We start from the raw sequence: 15,425 nt of genomic DNA on the forward strand, positions 1-15,425 counted from the left end.
AATGCCGGCGATTTTAGCGTATTTACGTTATAAAATCTTGTGATTGTAACCCAGTGACTTATCTATTTTTCCATTTCGTGTAGAGGCCACTTTGTTAGGGTGTTTTATGTCATTCCAAGCTGTTACTTTGCCCGCAATATTCAGTGGTTTAAAGGTGATAGTTTGCTCTGTTTGAAGAAAGTTTTGAAGTAGTTTAGGACTATGCTCATCAGCAACATTCAAAGACAAGAGCTGGTGTTCTCGCCCTCTAAAATACTCAGAAACTTGATTTTGGTGGCGGTTATAACACTGTGTTAGGTATTCGTCAGATTCAATATCGGACAAATTAAAACGGCCAAAAGTATCTAAGTAACAACGTTTAAGGTGAGTATTAAAACCACCATCTTCTCGCATTAAGTTGGTGTGCATTCTTGTAAGTAGTTGTCTTATTGATGGCAACCATTTAGTTAGCTCACGCTCTAAATTAATAAATCTACAATTATCAAAGTGCTTGTCGAGTAGTTTATATTCATTGAACACAGGGGTATCGGCAATTACTTCTGCGCTGTGAATTGATTGTTGGGTATAAGCCGTGTGTGCGGTTTTATATCCTAGCTCTAAAAAGCTATGGCATATGCTGGTTGTGCCTGTGCGTGGCAAACCGATTATAAATATCTTATTTTTCATTCACAGTCTGTATTGTTAACCACAAAGACGCATCGTCTACCGGGGTTAGTGGAGGTAAATCTTTATTTTCTAATTCTATAATAGTCTTAGTGTGTATGCTGGCATTATTGATTGCTGCGCCATTATATTTATAAAAAAGGCGATCAAATACACCATTTTCACGCATGATCTTAATACCTTTAGTCACTGCATCAGCAATGTCAGTGTTGTTCTTATTAAAAAAGAAATATATTGGACTTGGGTATTGCAGCATGAGTTGTGGTAACACTTCAAGGTCCATATCATTTTCAAACATTTCTTTTTCTATATCCACTTCCAAAATTGAACGAGGAAACAATTGCCCTCGCCCTTTATTTAGCATGTTAAAAAGTGACGTATAATCTAAAGAGGTCGATACAACGAGTCCGTTGTCTCGTAATATTTTTGTATCTGGCCAGTCTTGCCCTTGAACGAAGTAAACCGTTTTTAAATCATCTAACGTGTGCAGTTGCTCTAGTTGTTTTAATTGCGATTGGGTTGTTAAAAGTAAACGCCATCCGTATAAACCTTTAAACAAAGGCACTCTTAACGGGAATAATCGTTGCTCTCGTTCAATCGTTGTCATGGTCCAGTTGACGTTGATCTCTCCGCCAACTTCTATTTGTCTTAGTACACGGCTTTGGCCTAGAAGGTGTTTAGAAGGAGTTAGTATGAACTTTACACCACTATGTTCTAAAGCAGAGCGAAGTAAAATGAGCGGATAAAGCACCTCTTCATCTAAATTTGGCATGGTCTTAGGGTACACCACACGGAGCGTTTGATTATCTGAAGTTATGCTTGATGTTGAGTTGTCCATTTCTACACTTGCAAGCGCGCTTTGACAACATAAAAGAAAGGCAAGTGTAAAAACAGACGTTTGCATAAGCTAAATAACTCGCGTGATTAATAATAAAACTGCGCTTAGTATCATAGTTAAAAAGGTAAGCCCCATTCCAATAACACGTAATTTCAATTGATTTTCTGCTAGTGCGTAACTGTGGCAAATGCGTCCGACGACTAACATTAAACCTAAAACATAGCAGTAATGGCTTGAAAGACCTTGATACTCTACTAAAAATAGCAGAATCAACGAAAAAGGCACGTATTCGATAAAATTTCCATGGGTGCGAATTGCAGCATTTAATGTGCTGTCTCCGCCGTCTCCCAACGAGATTTTCTTTTTTTTGCGTAGGTTAATTACCCTAAAACTTAACTGGATGTACATTATTGCCAAAACGGCTGCAAATATTGAAACAATCACATTTTTTCCAAATTTTTATTTAACATTAGACGCTTAGCCAAGTTTATTGCTAGGCTGTTTGTATATTCTCAACTATTATGACTTGATCATATCGAAAGTCTAACTGTTCTTAAGGAAGTGCATGTTTACGCCAAGAAAATTAGCTGATAACTACCGAGAAATGATAAGCAGTATAGGGTTTTACCCATCTATGCTCTCGGTGATGTTTTTAGTTTTTGCTTTAGTGACAACGGCAATTGAGTATTCGTCTTTATCGATGGAATTTAAAGAGCTCATTGGTGTGTTACTGGTCGACAGTGAAGAAAACGCCAGAACCATCTTAAGCACACTAGCAGGCAGTATTATTTCACTCACTGTGTTTAGCTTTTCGATGGTAATGGTTGTATTAAATAGTGCCAGTGCCAGCCTGTCTCCCAGAGTACTTCCTGGCCTCATTACTCGTAAATCACATCAACTTGTACTGGGTTTTTATTTAGGTAGCATTATTTACACCATTATTATGCTTATTAATATCCGTACTATTGGGGATGGAGATACGGGGATCCCTTCTCTGGGCATCTTGTTTTCATTAATTTTTGGCCTTATTTCATTGGGCTTTTTTGTTTACTTTATTCACTCAATTTCTAAAGCAATTCAAGTGGATAATGTTCTCAACGATTTATTCAAGAATACCAAAGCGGAGCTAAAGAGTATTATTTCAATGCAGGAGGAGAACCCTGTTAACGACTTTCCTCGCTTTGATGATTGGCATAGCATTAAAAGTAAAACAGAAGGTTACTTTAAAGGTGCACACAGTGATAAATTATGTGCTTTGTGTAAGAAACATAACATCAGAATTTATATCTCGGTTAAACAAGGTTTTTTTACGGTTAAAGGTTATCCCTTTTTAAAGTGTGATACGGATTTATCAGATAAACCTGAACTTGTAGAAGAGCTGCTTGCTTGTTTTATTTTTTATATCGAAGAATACATTCGTGACCATTACCGCTATGGTATGACGCAAATTTCTGAAATCGCAGTAAAAGCAATGAGCCCAGGCATTAATGATCCTGGTACGGCAGTAAAAGCGATCGATATGTTGAGTATTCTACTCATTAAAAGGCTCAATATTAGCGATGTGAACTACTCGCTGAAGCATGCTGAGGGTGATAAGCCGTATTTATATCTGCACGAAACATCTTTTGACGAGCTATTGCACGATAACTTTACCCCTATACGCAATTACGCCAAGGGTGATGCTTATGTAATGGTTAATGTACTCGAAGCGTTTAAAAATATTCTATTCAGATCCTCTGAAAACAGTGAAGCCACAGAGAGCCTGTTCATTTATTTAGAAGCGATAGTAGAGGATATAGACCGTAATACAAGTAATGATTACGACAGAGAGCAAATTACCAACATGCTAAAAGCAATTGCGAGAATATCTGAAGACAAAGGGGAAAAATTGGTGGCAAAATTTACCACCAATTCAGAAGATTAATTTTCGATAAGGTAAACAACGTAACTACTGGCCGTGATGGTGATTTCACCACTTTGATAGGCATCCGGCACGTAGTTACCTGATGCATCTGCGGCAACCATCATTTTTTCAGCACGCATATACGGTTGTACATCGGTCTTTAGAGGACTATTCGAAGCCGTATATAAACCTTTTAGCTCTACACCATAATCACTTGCAAGCTCTTTTGCTGCTGCTTTGGCATCTTTTATCGCGAGCTTTTGTGCTTGTTTGTGCAGCTCATCATAGCGGCTAGAAACAAATTGAGTTTGATTTATTTCATTAATACCTGAATCAACAAGTTGCTGTAATAATATTGGGTATTTTTTTAAGTCTTCTAGGGTCAGAGATAAGCTTCGCGTTACACGGTAACCTACAAAATTTTGTTTACCTGTTTCTCTGTTATATTCGGTTTGTCTATCAATCGAGATATTAGAAGCATAAATACCTTTTTCATCTACACCTTGGCTTTTGGCTAACTTTATCGCTTTAGCCATAGTGGTGTCAGCTTTATTTTTTGCTGCTATTAGGTCTTTATCAACTTCGACGATACCCACTGTCAGCTTGACGTTATCAGGAATAGCGGTAACGGTTGCTTGGCCTTGAATGTAGATATGAGGTGAATCAGGTGCTGATTGAGCAAATACATTTAAACTGATTGCACTGGCAATTGTGGCAAAAACGAACTTACGCATAATTCATGTTCCTTAACTTAAACTCCGTTCATTATCACCTTAAAGGGTTAATTCAATATGAACAAGGCGATTGCGCAAATTTTTTAATAACGATAAAAAAACAGGCTAAAAAGCCTGTTTTTTCTAAATAGAAATAAAGAATTAAATACTACGACGTTTGTAGTTACGGTATTCAGGTAACCAGTAATTCTTTTCGATTGCAGCCCATAGAGCTTCATCACTTAATTCTAATGCAACGCCCTCTTCCATCGCTTTTTTAGCGACAGCAAACGCAATACGTTTACTTAAAGCCTGAATCTCAGTTAAGGCAGGTAACAAACTACCCTTACCGGTATTAGCGCGAGGCGAAGACTCTGCTAACGTTTCACTCGAGACAATTAACATTGCATCTGTAATACGGGTTGCTTTAGCTGCAATAACGCCTAAGCCAATACCTGGGAAGATGTAGCTGTTGTTACATTGAGGAATTGGAAATACTTGGCCATTGTAATTAACAGGATCAAATGGGCTACCTGAAGCAACAATTGCTTGGCCGTCTGTCCACTCGATTACATCAGCAGGAAGTGCTTCAACTTGCTTCGAAGGATTACTCAATGGGAAAATAATTGGCTGTGCACAAGATGCATGCATTGCACGGATAACTTGCTCTGTAAAGAGTCCAGGTTGACCAGATACACCGATTAAGATGTCTGGTTGTGCACAGTGCATTACATCAAGGAGTGATGCGTACTCACCACTGTAAGTCCACTCGCTTAAATGTGCTTTCGGTTGAGCTAGTGCATCTTGGAAATCACGTAAACCTTCCATACCTTCAGTAAGTAGACCAAAACGGTCAACCATGAAGATTTGAGAACGAGCTTGCTCATCGCTAATGCCTTCAGCAACCATAGTACTGATAATTTGCTCAGCGATACCACAACCCGCAGAACCTGCGCCAACAAACACTACTTTTTGCTCAGAAAGCTTTGCACCTTTTACACGACATGCAGCAAGTAATGAACCTACAGTCACAGCTGCTGTTCCTTGGATATCATCATTAAAGCTACAAATGTCGTTACGGTAACGTTTCAGTAAAGGCATTGCGTTCGGTTGTGCAAAATCTTCAAACTGCAACAGCACACTAGGCCAGCGACGTTTAACAGCTTTAATAAATAATTCTAAGAATTCATCATACTCGTCTTGTGATATACGCTTGTGACGTGCGCCCATGTACATTGGGTCATTTAGCAGTTTTTCGTTATTCGTACCAACATCAAGCATTACAGGTAATGTATAAGCAGGGCTGATACCACCACACGCTGTGTAAAGTGATAATTTACCGATTGGAATACCCATGCCACCAATACCTTGGTCACCTAAACCAAGAATACGCTCACCGTCCGTTACAACGATAACTTTAACTTTACCTTTTGTAGCATTACGTAAGATATCATCAATTTGAAAACGATCTTCATACGAAATAAATAAACCACGGGCACTGCGGTAAATATCCGAGAATTTTTCGCAGGCATCACCTACTGTTGGTGTGTAAATGATAGGCATCATTTCTTCAAGATGATCACGCACTAAGCGGTAGTATAAGGTTTCGTTGTTATCTTGAATTGCGCGTAAGTAAATGTGCTTATTTAGGTTGTCGCTAAAGCTTGAATATTGCTGATAACAACGCTCAACCTGCTCTTCGATAGTCTCGTAACGAGGAGGTAATAAGCCAGCTAGGTTGAAACTTTCTCTTTCTTTTTGTGAAAAAGCGCTGCCTTTGTTTAATAGCGGCGTTTCAATAAGGCCAGGGCCTGAATAAGGAATATATAGATAATTTGGATCGGTATTTGTAGTCATATTTCCAAGCTTTGATGCGTCATAATTATGACCTGACATTATTACTGTTAAAGGTGAAATTGCAATGACAAACCACCTTGTCAGACCATTGAAGAAAATGAATTTTATGCTCTAAACTGCATACTCTTTAGTATACATGAAAACTCAGCAGCTTTAAGGCTGCTGAGCACGTTTTTAATGGCTTTTATCACTTAAAGCAATACCTTCACGACGCGGATCAGCAGCGCCGTAAAGCTTACCCTCTTTTAGTTCAACAGCATGTAAACCAGAGTTTAAATCTAAGATGCGAACATTGTGTCCACGGTTAACAAATTCAGCTTTATGATTTGCAAGCTCGGTGCCTTTTTCAAGGCTGGTATAATTATTTCGGTTTGTAATGCGTGGTAAGTTGATCGCCTCTTGCGCGTCTAAATTCCAATCGAGAACACCAATAACCACTTGCGCTACATAATCAATGATACGACTACCACCGGGTGAACCAACCACTAAGCGCAAGCTACCGTCTTTGTTAAACACCATGACTGGCGACATTGAGCTACGCGGGCGTTTACCTGCTTCAACACGATTTGCTAAAGGTTTACCATCTTTTGTTGGCGATAAAGCAAAATCAGTCAGTTGATTATTTAAAATATACCCATTTACCATAACTGTTGAACCAAACGCCATCTCAATTGAACTGGTCATCGAAACTGCATTGCCTTCACTGTCAACAATAGATACATGACTTGTTGATGGCAATTCATACGCATCATCTTGTGCATAAGCAAGTGAGTTAGGTGGCGTGCCTGCTTCGGCATGAACATCTTTCTCTGAAATAAGTTTAGCGCGACTGGTAATGTACTCTTTGTTTAACAAGCCTTCGGTAGGGATTGCCATAAAATCAGGGTCACCCATGTATACATTTCTGTCGGCAAAAGCTAAACGCGATGCTTGAGTAAAATAATGAAGTGCTTGTACTGAGTTAGGTTCAAGCTTTGCCATTTCTTTGTGCTCAAGCAAGGCTAGAATTTGTAACACAGCAACTCCCCCACTGCTTGGTGGAGCCATTGAACACACTTCATATTGATGATAATCAACACACACAGGTGCACGTTCTTTGCTTTGATAGCTTGCTAAATCCTCTACGCGAAGTGTGCCTGGCGCTACAATTGAATTTTGCACTGCATGAACAAGTTGTTGTGCATTTTCGCCTTTGTAAAAAGCATCAATACCGCGTTTTGCTATTTCTTTATAAAGTGCTGCAAGCTCAGGGTTTTTCTTAACAGTGCCAATAGCGAGCGGCTTTCCGTCTGGAAAAAAGTAATCACGAATAACGGGCAACTTTGTAACACCAGGGTTTAGTTCTTTAGCTAGTAACTTGTGCAGGCGAGGTGACACAACAAATCCTTGTTCTGCAAGCGCAATTGCAGGTTGAAATAGCGTTTGCCAAGAAAGCTTGCCGTAGCGCTTATGAGCTGATGCAAAGGCATGTAAAATACCCGGAACACCCACTGAGCGACCACCAACCACCGCTTCAATCCATTTTACCGCTTTACCGTGCTCATCTAAAAACAGCGTTTCATCCGCATTACTAGGCGCAGTTTCACGGCCATCAAAACTTGTTAAACTCTTTGACTTATTATCAAAGTACATCATAAAGGTGCCACCACCTATGCCTGATGATTGTGGTTCAACTAATGTAAGAACGAGTTGAGTGGCGATTGCCGCATCAACTGCTGTACCGCCTAGCTCAAGCATTTTTTGCCCTGCTTTTACAGCATAAGGATTGGCTGCTGCGACCATATATTTATCGCCTTCAACGACCTGCTTATCAGCAAATCCCGTTGCCGCTTCTGGTTCTCTTGTTTCAATTTTTGCCGGTGCAGCTAAAAGTGTTGAACAATACAGTAATGAAGAAGAGAGCACGATAAGTGCTTTGGTTTTAAAAAACATAAAAACTAAATCCCGGTTGTTTAATTGGCATCTTGGTGTGAAACGTGCACAATATGCAAAAAATCTCTAAGCCATAAAAATAACATGATCAACCTGCCCCTGAAACCACTATATGTACTTCCTCCTTTATGTTTAATCTTACTAAGCACTTTTTTTGCGGCATTTAATCTTAATGATTATTTAGAATTTAACCGGTTGTTAGTTACAAATGGTGAATATTGGCGGATTTTCACGAGTCAATTCGTTCATGCAAATTGGCCTCATCTTTTCTTAAATTGCGCTGGTATTTTTTTAATATGGGCATTACATGCTGAGCATACATCACCATTTAGATACGCTTTTAACATCGCTGTTCTTGCACTTTGGTGTGGATTAGGGGTGTGGTTATTTTGCCCTGATATTTATATTTATACGGGACTTAGTGCATTACTGCATGGTGTAATAATTTGGGGCTCGATAAAAGACGTACAAGCAGGCCTCTTTTCAGGCTGGTTGTTGTTCGTAGGCACATGGGCGAAAGTTATTTGGGAGCAAATTGCAGGCCCTAGTGATTCAGTAAGCCAATTAATTGCATCAAATGTGGCTATAGATGCCCATCTTATTGGTGCACTTGGTGGCACAGTACTGGCTTTGCCAGTATTTATAAATGTTTTAAAGTCTACATATAAAAACAGCCACTAATAAGTGGCTGTTTTGTATAAGTCCAAAAACTAAAGCGTTTCTTTGAACAACTTATAAATACGACGGTATTCATCTAACCAGCTTGATGGCTGTACAAAGCCATGCGGTTCAACTGGGAAAATAGCTGTTTCAAAGTTTTCTTTTTCAAGCTCAATTAAACGTTGCACTAGGCGCACAGAGTCTTGGAAGAATACGTTGTCATCAACCATAGGTGCGTTGATTAATAAGCGATTTTTCAAACCTTCCGCAAAATAAATTGGTGAACTCTTCTCATACGCAATTGGGTCAACATCTGGGTGATTTAAGATGTTCGACGTGTAAGGACCATTGTAGTGAGCCCAATCAGTTACCGGACGAAGCGCTGCACCTGCTTGAAATAAATCAGGTTGTGTAAATAGCGCCATGAATGTCATGAAACCACCGTATGAACCACCGTAGGTGCCTACCGCTTTTGTATCTACGTTAGCGTTGTCTGCCATCCAGCTTACGCCGTCTGCTAAATCTTGAATTTCTGGCGTACCCATTTGGCGATAAATTGCTGTACGCCAATCACGGCCATAACCTTTAGAGGCACGGTAGTCCATATCCATGACTACGTAGCCTTCTGAAGCCAATAGTGAGTGGAACATAAACTCGCGAAAGTAACCAGACCAACCCATGTGTGAGTTTTGTAAGTAACCTGCACCATGGTTAAAGATAACCGCTTTACGGTTTTTGCCTGTCTCGCCTTCTTTATAATCAGCTGGGTAATATACTTTTGCGTAAATTGGCTGATCAGTGTGGCTTGAAGGCACAGCAACAATCTTAGGTGCAATTAACTTCTTCGCTAAAAACTCATCAGATACCGTGTGCGTTAACTGAGTTGCTTGGGTATTTGCTTTTGCATCAGCAACGTAAAGCTCAGGTGGCGACATAATCTTAGAGTGGGTTAGCAAAAGTTTGCTTTCATCTGGACTTAACTGGTAGTCGGTCATGCCATCAAGGTTAGTGACTTGCTCAGACTCACCGTTTGCAGGGTTTACACGATAGATTTCGTAAAGACCTGGGTGCTCAACGTTAGCTTTGTAGTAAATTGCTGAGTTATCAGCCGTTAACGTTAAGTTAGAAACAACAAATTGGCCTTTAGTAAGCTGCGTTGCTTTACCGTTAAGTGGCTTTTTGTAAATATGGCTGTAACCAGACTCTTCAGATAGATAGTAAAGCGTATCAGAGTTGTTCAACCAACCAAAATCGTTGTATGCATAGTTAACCCACGCATCGTCATGTAAACGGTGCTGTGAAACAAGTTTGTTGTTTTGTGTATCAACAGTCGCTAGCCAACGGTCTTTGTTGTCCCATGCTTCAAGCATAAGAGCCACGTGTGAACCATCTGTGTTCCATTGGATTGCACTTTGATCCCAACCCCAATCCATCATTAGGTTGATAGCACGCGGCGCTTTTTCAGGCTTGTAAGTTTTGCCATCACGAGCGTAGTTTTCTTTCTTAACAGCTGCAAGAACGTCTTCATCAAAACCAGGTAAGGTATCGAATGCAAGGGTTGTTTGCTCGCCTGATTTAAGGTCGATGTAAATAACATCTGAGCTAATTGGTTTTTCATCCGCAACGCGACGACGTACTTTTTCAGCTTTTACGCGCGCATCATCGGCAATGTAATTAGGCATGATATCGCCTTCATCGCGCCATGAGCGGTTTTCAGTGGTAACTGCAACGAGAGCTTGACCATTTGGTGAAAGCTGTACGTCTGCCAAACGTTTATCTTTACCTAAATAGAACTGTGAATTAGCAATACTGTCGTTTTGCTCATTAATTTGCTCTTTACGCGCTTCACGATCTTTTTTGTTTTTGTGAGTCAGCGCAATGTAGTCAATTAGTTTGTGCTGCTCTTTTGCAATATACGTGTCTGGCTCTTGCACACCTTTAGGCGCATCGTCTAGGTGTAAGTTAACTAACTCAACTTGACGACCTGTTGCCAAATCAACTTTATAAAATGCATTACCTTGGCGATACGCAAGGCTGCCATCCGTTAAAAACTGCGGCTTTGATTGTTGTGCGCTGTCGTGTGTAATTTGTGTAATTTGACCAGTGCTTAGGTTTTTAACAAAGATATTACCTTCAAATGCATAAGCCTGTTGCTTTTTATCAGCCGAGTAAACTGCATTTTTTGCACCTACGGTGTGTAATTTGTTTAACGCTAATTGTGATGCAGATTGACTATTAACCGCTTGAACATATAAATCGCGTAACTCACTACCCTGTTGCTTTTGTGCATAAACAATGCTGTTAGAATCACCATTCCAGAAAGCACGCTCTGGCTGACGGCCTAACCAATCAGGGTGAGCCATTGCTTGCTCTAACGTGATTTCAGCTGATCCTGTGTCAGCAGGGGTAACAACAACAGGGGCTACATTGTTTACTTGTTCTTCAGAAGGTGTTGAGGCGGTTGATTGACAACCAGCTAGCATAAAGCTAGATGCGACTGCGAGAGCCACTAACGTTTTATTAGCAGTGGTTTTGAATTTCATAGTGCTTCTTACGGGGTTATTATAATTCGCCTTATTTAAGCAGAAGCACTGATGAAATAGCAATTTTTATAGGATAAACAGCCAAACTTTTCCGTTTAATAACAGCTTATTTCAAGCTAATATCAAGCCATACCATACGATGATCAGATGAGGCATTACGATCTTTAATCAAACGGTATAATTCTGAGCTTTTTACTGGCCAAAATACCCCGCCGTCATTGATCTCAATACCGTAATTAGAAGGGAGTACGTAATCAGCACGGGCTTGCCAATAGGCCGTGTAATTTTTTGCATATTCTTCTTTATAGGACTGTTTAGCCCCTTGGCTAGAAGGGGTAAATGAGGTATTCACTAGAGGGTTTTTCAAAATTTGGTCTGTTGTTTCAGGACGAGCTTTACCACCTTCAGGTGCCGCATTTAAATCCCCAACAATCACAAAGCGGCTTTTCGCTTTTAAGCCCCCTTTTTGGCCTTTGTCATCATAAATGTAGTTCGCATTATTGATGTAATCAGCAATTAGGCGCACTTCATCGTGATTACGCTTACCGTTACGGTCTTCATCACCATCAAAAACTGGCGGTGTTGGATGTGAAGCTAGTAGATGAACCGTTTTTCCTTTTACATCAATCGGTAAATCCCAAAATGATTTAGAGCTTAGGTGGATTGCTTGCCATTCCTCAGCAGAATACCAGTTTTTACCTGTTTTAGGGTCGATGGGCATTTGCGCATTTGGCATGTCTTTATATTTGAATGTTTGTAAAGTACGTGCTTTATCTAAATTAATTGGGTAGCGTGACAGTACTGCCATCGCATAATGCCCTTCAAAGAAGCCAAAGCCCTGCGCGTCGCCTTTGTAATGTCCCTTTACACCATCGTTATCTAGATCAAATTCAGTAGCTAAACCCGTATTGACTGGTGCAATAAAATAATATGGATAGTCAATTGCAACCTGCTCATTTTGCGGTACTTGCAGATAGTTTTTGCGAAAAACGTTAATGCCTTTTTCAGCATCAATATAATCAAACTCGTTCAGTAGAATTACATCTGGTCTTACACGTTGAATAATTTCTGCTATGTTGCGAATTTGCTGGTGGTTACTGGCTAATGCTTTGCTTAAAGCATCTTTATCGACCGCCTCACCTTTTTTAGCATAATTTGTGGCGTCCATGCTCACGTTGAAAGTGGCAACACGCAGATCTGCAGCCGCTAAATTATTAGCAAACAAGCCTGCAGCAAGTGCTATTGAAGAACTTAATAAGGAATTTTTCATGAAATAAATCCGTCTACTATTAGTAGTAAAATAATACTGCTGACAATGATCCATAAGATCATCGCCATGATAAAAGGTTTAATGCCCGCTTGTTTTAAAACTGAAATTGATAAGCCACTGCCGATTAAAAATAAGGTCATTACCAAAACTTGCTTAGCACCTATGTTAAGGGCGTGCCACAGTGTTTGAAACTCTGGAAAACTTGAATTAATCAGCGCAGCAGCCAAGAAGCCTATAATAAACAAGGGGATACTGGCTTTTTCATCAGACTTCCAAAATACACCTGCGATACTCGTATACGGTATGATCCACATCGCTCTGGTCAGCTTAATGGTTGTTGCAATGGCAAGCGCAGATGCGCCATAAGCCGCGGAAGCCCCCACTACACTGCTCGTGTCATGAATAGCCAGTGCCGCCCAAACCCCAAACTGATGCTCAGTCAGGCCAAAATAATGACCAATCATCGGAAATAACACTAAACCAAGGGCATTTAATAAAAACACCACGGCTAATGATATCGCCACTTCGTGATCTTTGGCCTTAATTACAGGCGCCATTGCTGCAATGGCGCTACCTCCACAAATAGCAGTACCAAATGAGATGAGTACGCCAGTATTTTTATTTAACTTAAATAACTGCGATAAAATTTCGCCAAGGCCAATAATCGCGGTAATACTAACGATTGTAAGCACAATAGAGCTACGCCCTACTTCTATTACTTGGCTAAAATCAACAGCAAAGCCTAAGCCAATTACCGCCAACTTTAGCATCCATTTACTCATTTTTTGTGACTGCGCTGCAAATGGATTACCTAATAGCATGGCAAACAAAGCACCGACTACAAGTGCCGTAGCTGAGCCAACAAATGGCAAAGCAGATGCTAAAAATAACGTAATAAATAGTACTTGTTTTGGGCGTTCGGCTATCACAACGGTGCTCTGATCAATCTATTGGTTAACTTATGTACTACAGGTGCGACAAAAATAACGGTAGGAAATGCCACACAAAAAGCAAAAGCCCATGCTTTAAGCCAAATGGTTGCAATGTTATCAATTAAACCAACGTTAAAAATGCTGATCACTAAAGACATAAATCCAGACATAAACAGCGCCATAAAAAACGCAAATACGACTGTTCTAAATCGAGGATGTAACATAACAAGCTAATATTAATATAAAAATATTAGTCTATAGCAAGAAAAACCTGACGCAAGTGCTTTGAGACAAGAGGTACTATTCTATTAGGATATTAAAAAGCCGAGATGAACTCGGCTCCTTAGAATTTAAACTGATCAGTTTAAAATAAGTTGGGTGCTGGTAGCAGCTACGCCTGGATAATCGTGTTCTGGCAGCACTTCAGCAAGTGCCGCTAAACGCTCACCCAGTTGATGAAGATTATCGGCTGAGACATTAATATGCCCCATCTTACGACCAGGTTTAGCCGTTTTACCATACCAGTGACTTGTAACGTCAGGCGTTGCAAGTACTGAGTGTGGAACAGAAGGCTGGCCTAGTACATTGATCATAGCGGTAGGACGAAGTAGTTCTGTACTACCTAATGGTAAACCAGCAACTGCACGCATATGATTTTCGAACTGTGAGCAATGCGTACCCTGCTGTGTCCAGTGACCAGAATTATGCACACGTGGCGCAATTTCGTTAACTAATAACGTGCCTTGCACATCAAAAAATTCGATTGCTAATACACCCACATAATCAAGCTCTTGCGCAAGCTTGTTAAACGCAACCTCAGCTTGTTCTTGAATTGCTGCTTTTTCTTTACCCGCTACTGAAAGTGTTAGTACACCGTTAGTGTGTTGGTTTTCAGTGAGTGGATAGATTACTGTGTTACCTGCTTTGTCGCGTGCCCCAATAATAGATACTTCACGATCAAACGGAATCATCTTTTCAGCGATAATAGAATGCGGCGCAGTTTCGGTGCCTGATGCGATGAAATCTGCCATTTCTGACCAGATTTGGTCAATTTGATCATCAGACTTTAAGCGCCACTGCCCTTTACCATCGTAACCCGCTTGGCAAGTTTTAATCACAAGCGGCTTGCCTAAGCGCTCTACAGCAGCAATAAGGTGCGCTTTTTCTGTAATTAATTGGTAAGGCGCACATTCAACATTTGTTTTATCAAGTAATGCTTTTTCAAGTGCGCGGTCGCCACCGGTTTTAATCGCTGCTTTACCTGGGTAAAACTTATTGCTTTGACAGCATAGCGTTAGTACATCATCAGGAATGTGTTCAAACTCAGCTGTAATGGCGTCTGCGTTATCAATAGCTTGTTGTAATGTGCTATTGTGAACTTCACCGGTTAACGGATGAATGATTTTTTCACTACCCACATCGTAGGCAACAACATTTAAATCAAGCGGTGCACCCGCTAAGCTCATCATGCGAGCTAACTGACCTGCACCTAAAATTAAAATATTCATATTACTCTGCGGGATTAGGGTTAGCTAAGATAGTGTCTGTTTGTTCTTTACGGAAAGCTTCAACTTTTGCGAAAATTTCTGGCTGCTGGCAACCTAAAATTTGTGCTGCTAAAAGTCCAGCATTTGCAGCGCCTGCTTCGCCGATAGCCAGTGTACCTACCGCAACACCTTTAGGCATTTGGCAGATAGATAATAATGAATCTACACCATTAAGTGTTTTTGATTTAACGGGTACACCTAAAACAGGCAGTGAAGTAAATGCCGCGGCCATACCAGGCAAGTGTGCAGCCCCACCGGCACCCGCAATAATAATTTTAATGCCGCGTTCAGCAGCCGAGCTTGCATAGTCAGCAAGTAATTGAGGAGTACGGTGAGCAGAAACAACTTTAGTTTCGTATTCAATGCCAAATTTTTCTAGCATTAATGCCGCATGTTCCATCGTTGGCCAGTCTGATTTGGAACCCATAATAATGCCAACTGTCATAAATACACCTCAGTTAAAATTGTTTTCTAAAAAGCGGACTTTTGTCCTTATTTTGTGGCGGGTATTATATACCCAAACCACCTCAAGATGCGAGTTTCAGTTGGAATTAAAAGCGATTTAGG

General features: G+C 40.4%; 14 protein-coding genes. 2 read left to right on the forward strand and 12 right to left on the reverse strand.

The annotated features are described in order from the left end of the window. Positions 1-27: 27 nt before the first annotated feature. Genes PAARA_RS11050 through PAARA_RS11060 form a run of 3 tightly spaced genes read right to left on the reverse strand, consistent with a single transcriptional unit; the run spans position 28 to position 1,945 of the window. On the reverse strand, positions 28-666 hold the full coding sequence (locus PAARA_RS11050) for a sulfotransferase (protein ID WP_062569089.1): 639 nt from the start codon (positions 664-666) through the stop codon (positions 28-30). After that, positions 656-1,567 (reverse strand): substrate-binding periplasmic protein, encoded by a 912-nt coding sequence (locus PAARA_RS11055; protein WP_062569090.1) that lies wholly within the window; start codon positions 1,565-1,567, stop codon positions 656-658. The genes PAARA_RS11050 and PAARA_RS11055 overlap by 11 nt, the downstream gene beginning before the upstream one ends. Before the next feature lie 3 nt (positions 1,568-1,570). Continuing rightward, positions 1,571-1,945 (reverse strand): MAPEG family protein, encoded by a 375-nt coding sequence (locus PAARA_RS11060; protein ID WP_062569091.1) that lies wholly within the window; start codon positions 1,943-1,945, stop codon positions 1,571-1,573. A gap of 121 nt (positions 1,946-2,066) precedes the next feature. Between PAARA_RS11060 and PAARA_RS11065 the strand changes: the two genes are divergently transcribed. After that, positions 2,067-3,425, forward strand: a complete 1,359-nt coding sequence (locus PAARA_RS11065; protein WP_062569092.1) for a DUF2254 domain-containing protein — start codon at positions 2,067-2,069, stop codon at positions 3,423-3,425. Here PAARA_RS11065 and PAARA_RS11070 read toward each other — a convergent pair. The 3 genes from PAARA_RS11070 to ggt form a co-directional block, all read right to left on the reverse strand. Then, the gene (locus PAARA_RS11070; protein ID WP_062569093.1) at positions 3,422-4,138 is read right to left on the reverse strand and encodes an SIMPL domain-containing protein; all 717 of its coding nucleotides are present in this window, start codon (positions 4,136-4,138) and stop codon (positions 3,422-3,424) included. The genes PAARA_RS11065 and PAARA_RS11070 overlap by 4 nt on opposite strands. Positions 4,139-4,279: 141 nt before the next feature. Continuing rightward, positions 4,280-5,974: an NAD-dependent malic enzyme gene (locus tag PAARA_RS11075; protein ID WP_062569404.1), complete on the reverse strand. Its 1,695-nt coding sequence runs from the start codon at positions 5,972-5,974 to the stop codon at positions 4,280-4,282. A 174-nt stretch (positions 5,975-6,148) separates the two neighbouring features. Continuing rightward, positions 6,149-7,906 carry a gamma-glutamyltransferase gene (ggt, locus tag PAARA_RS11080; protein WP_083515303.1) on the reverse strand — a complete coding sequence of 586 codons (1,758 nt, stop codon included), beginning with the start codon at positions 7,904-7,906 and terminating at the stop codon, positions 6,149-6,151. Positions 7,907-7,990: 84 nt separating this feature from the next. Here ggt and rrtA point away from each other — a divergent pair, with 84 nt between their 5' ends. Continuing rightward, positions 7,991-8,587 (forward strand): rhombosortase, encoded by a 597-nt coding sequence (gene rrtA, locus PAARA_RS11085; RefSeq protein WP_062569094.1) that lies wholly within the window; start codon positions 7,991-7,993, stop codon positions 8,585-8,587. Between the two features lie 29 nt (positions 8,588-8,616). Here rrtA and PAARA_RS11090 read toward each other — a convergent pair whose 3' ends face one another. The 6 genes from PAARA_RS11090 to purE all read right to left on the reverse strand — a co-directional run bounded on the left by PAARA_RS11090 (position 8,617) and on the right by purE (position 15,303). Further along, positions 8,617-11,109 (reverse strand): prolyl oligopeptidase family serine peptidase, encoded by a 2,493-nt coding sequence (locus tag PAARA_RS11090; protein WP_062569095.1) that lies wholly within the window; start codon positions 11,107-11,109, stop codon positions 8,617-8,619. Positions 11,110-11,215: 106 nt separating this feature from the next. Next, positions 11,216-12,379, reverse strand: coding sequence for an endonuclease/exonuclease/phosphatase family protein (locus PAARA_RS11095; RefSeq protein ID WP_062569096.1), 1,164 nt, complete (start codon positions 12,377-12,379; stop codon positions 11,216-11,218). Further along, on the reverse strand, positions 12,376-13,308 hold the full coding sequence (locus tag PAARA_RS11100; RefSeq protein WP_083515304.1) for a YeiH family protein: 933 nt from the start codon (positions 13,306-13,308) through the stop codon (positions 12,376-12,378). The genes PAARA_RS11095 and PAARA_RS11100 overlap by 4 nt, the downstream gene beginning before the upstream one ends. Next, the gene (locus PAARA_RS11105) at positions 13,305-13,535 is read right to left on the reverse strand and encodes a DUF2798 domain-containing protein (protein ID WP_062569098.1); all 231 of its coding nucleotides are present in this window, start codon (positions 13,533-13,535) and stop codon (positions 13,305-13,307) included. The genes PAARA_RS11100 and PAARA_RS11105 overlap by 4 nt, the downstream gene beginning before the upstream one ends. A 135-nt stretch (positions 13,536-13,670) precedes the next feature. After that, a complete protein-coding gene (locus PAARA_RS11110) occupies positions 13,671-14,819 on the reverse strand; it encodes a 5-(carboxyamino)imidazole ribonucleotide synthase (RefSeq protein WP_062569099.1) in 1,149 nt (382 codons plus the stop codon). 1 nt (position 14,820) lies between these two features. Then, positions 14,821-15,303, reverse strand: coding sequence for a 5-(carboxyamino)imidazole ribonucleotide mutase (gene purE / locus PAARA_RS11115; protein WP_054561454.1), 483 nt, complete (start codon positions 15,301-15,303; stop codon positions 14,821-14,823). Positions 15,304-15,425: the final 122 nt, after the last annotated feature.

Origin of the sequence: Pseudoalteromonas arabiensis (genome assembly GCF_001550155.1) — a bacterium.
Lineage (GTDB): Bacteria > Pseudomonadota > Gammaproteobacteria > Enterobacterales > Alteromonadaceae > Pseudoalteromonas > Pseudoalteromonas arabiensis.

What these genes read in the sequence shown, in the direction of transcription:
- PAARA_RS11050 (WP_062569089.1), bottom strand. Translation starts at nt 666, where the DNA reads ATGAAAAATAAGATATTTATAATCGGTTTGCCACGCACAGGCACAACC.
- PAARA_RS11105 (WP_062569098.1), bottom strand. Translation starts at nt 13,535, where the DNA reads ATGTTACATCCTCGATTTAGAACAGTCGTATTTGCGTTTTTTATGGCG.
- PAARA_RS11055 (WP_062569090.1), bottom strand. Translation starts at nt 1,567, where the DNA reads ATGCAAACGTCTGTTTTTACACTTGCCTTTCTTTTATGTTGTCAAAGC.
- PAARA_RS11065 (WP_062569092.1), top strand. Translation starts at nt 2,067, where the DNA reads ATGTTTACGCCAAGAAAATTAGCTGATAACTACCGAGAAATGATAAGC.
- PAARA_RS11075 (WP_062569404.1), bottom strand. Translation starts at nt 5,974, where the DNA reads ATGACTACAAATACCGATCCAAATTATCTATATATTCCTTATTCAGGC.
- PAARA_RS11090 (WP_062569095.1), bottom strand. Translation starts at nt 11,109, where the DNA reads ATGAAATTCAAAACCACTGCTAATAAAACGTTAGTGGCTCTCGCAGTC.
- ggt (WP_083515303.1), bottom strand. Translation starts at nt 7,906, where the DNA reads ATGTTTTTTAAAACCAAAGCACTTATCGTGCTCTCTTCTTCATTACTG.
- rrtA (WP_062569094.1), top strand. Translation starts at nt 7,991, where the DNA reads ATGATCAACCTGCCCCTGAAACCACTATATGTACTTCCTCCTTTATGT.
- PAARA_RS11110 (WP_062569099.1), bottom strand. Translation starts at nt 14,819, where the DNA reads ATGAATATTTTAATTTTAGGTGCAGGTCAGTTAGCTCGCATGATGAGC.
- purE (WP_054561454.1), bottom strand. Translation starts at nt 15,303, where the DNA reads ATGACAGTTGGCATTATTATGGGTTCCAAATCAGACTGGCCAACGATG.
- PAARA_RS11095 (WP_062569096.1), bottom strand. Translation starts at nt 12,379, where the DNA reads ATGAAAAATTCCTTATTAAGTTCTTCAATAGCACTTGCTGCAGGCTTG.
- PAARA_RS11070 (WP_062569093.1), bottom strand. Translation starts at nt 4,138, where the DNA reads ATGCGTAAGTTCGTTTTTGCCACAATTGCCAGTGCAATCAGTTTAAAT.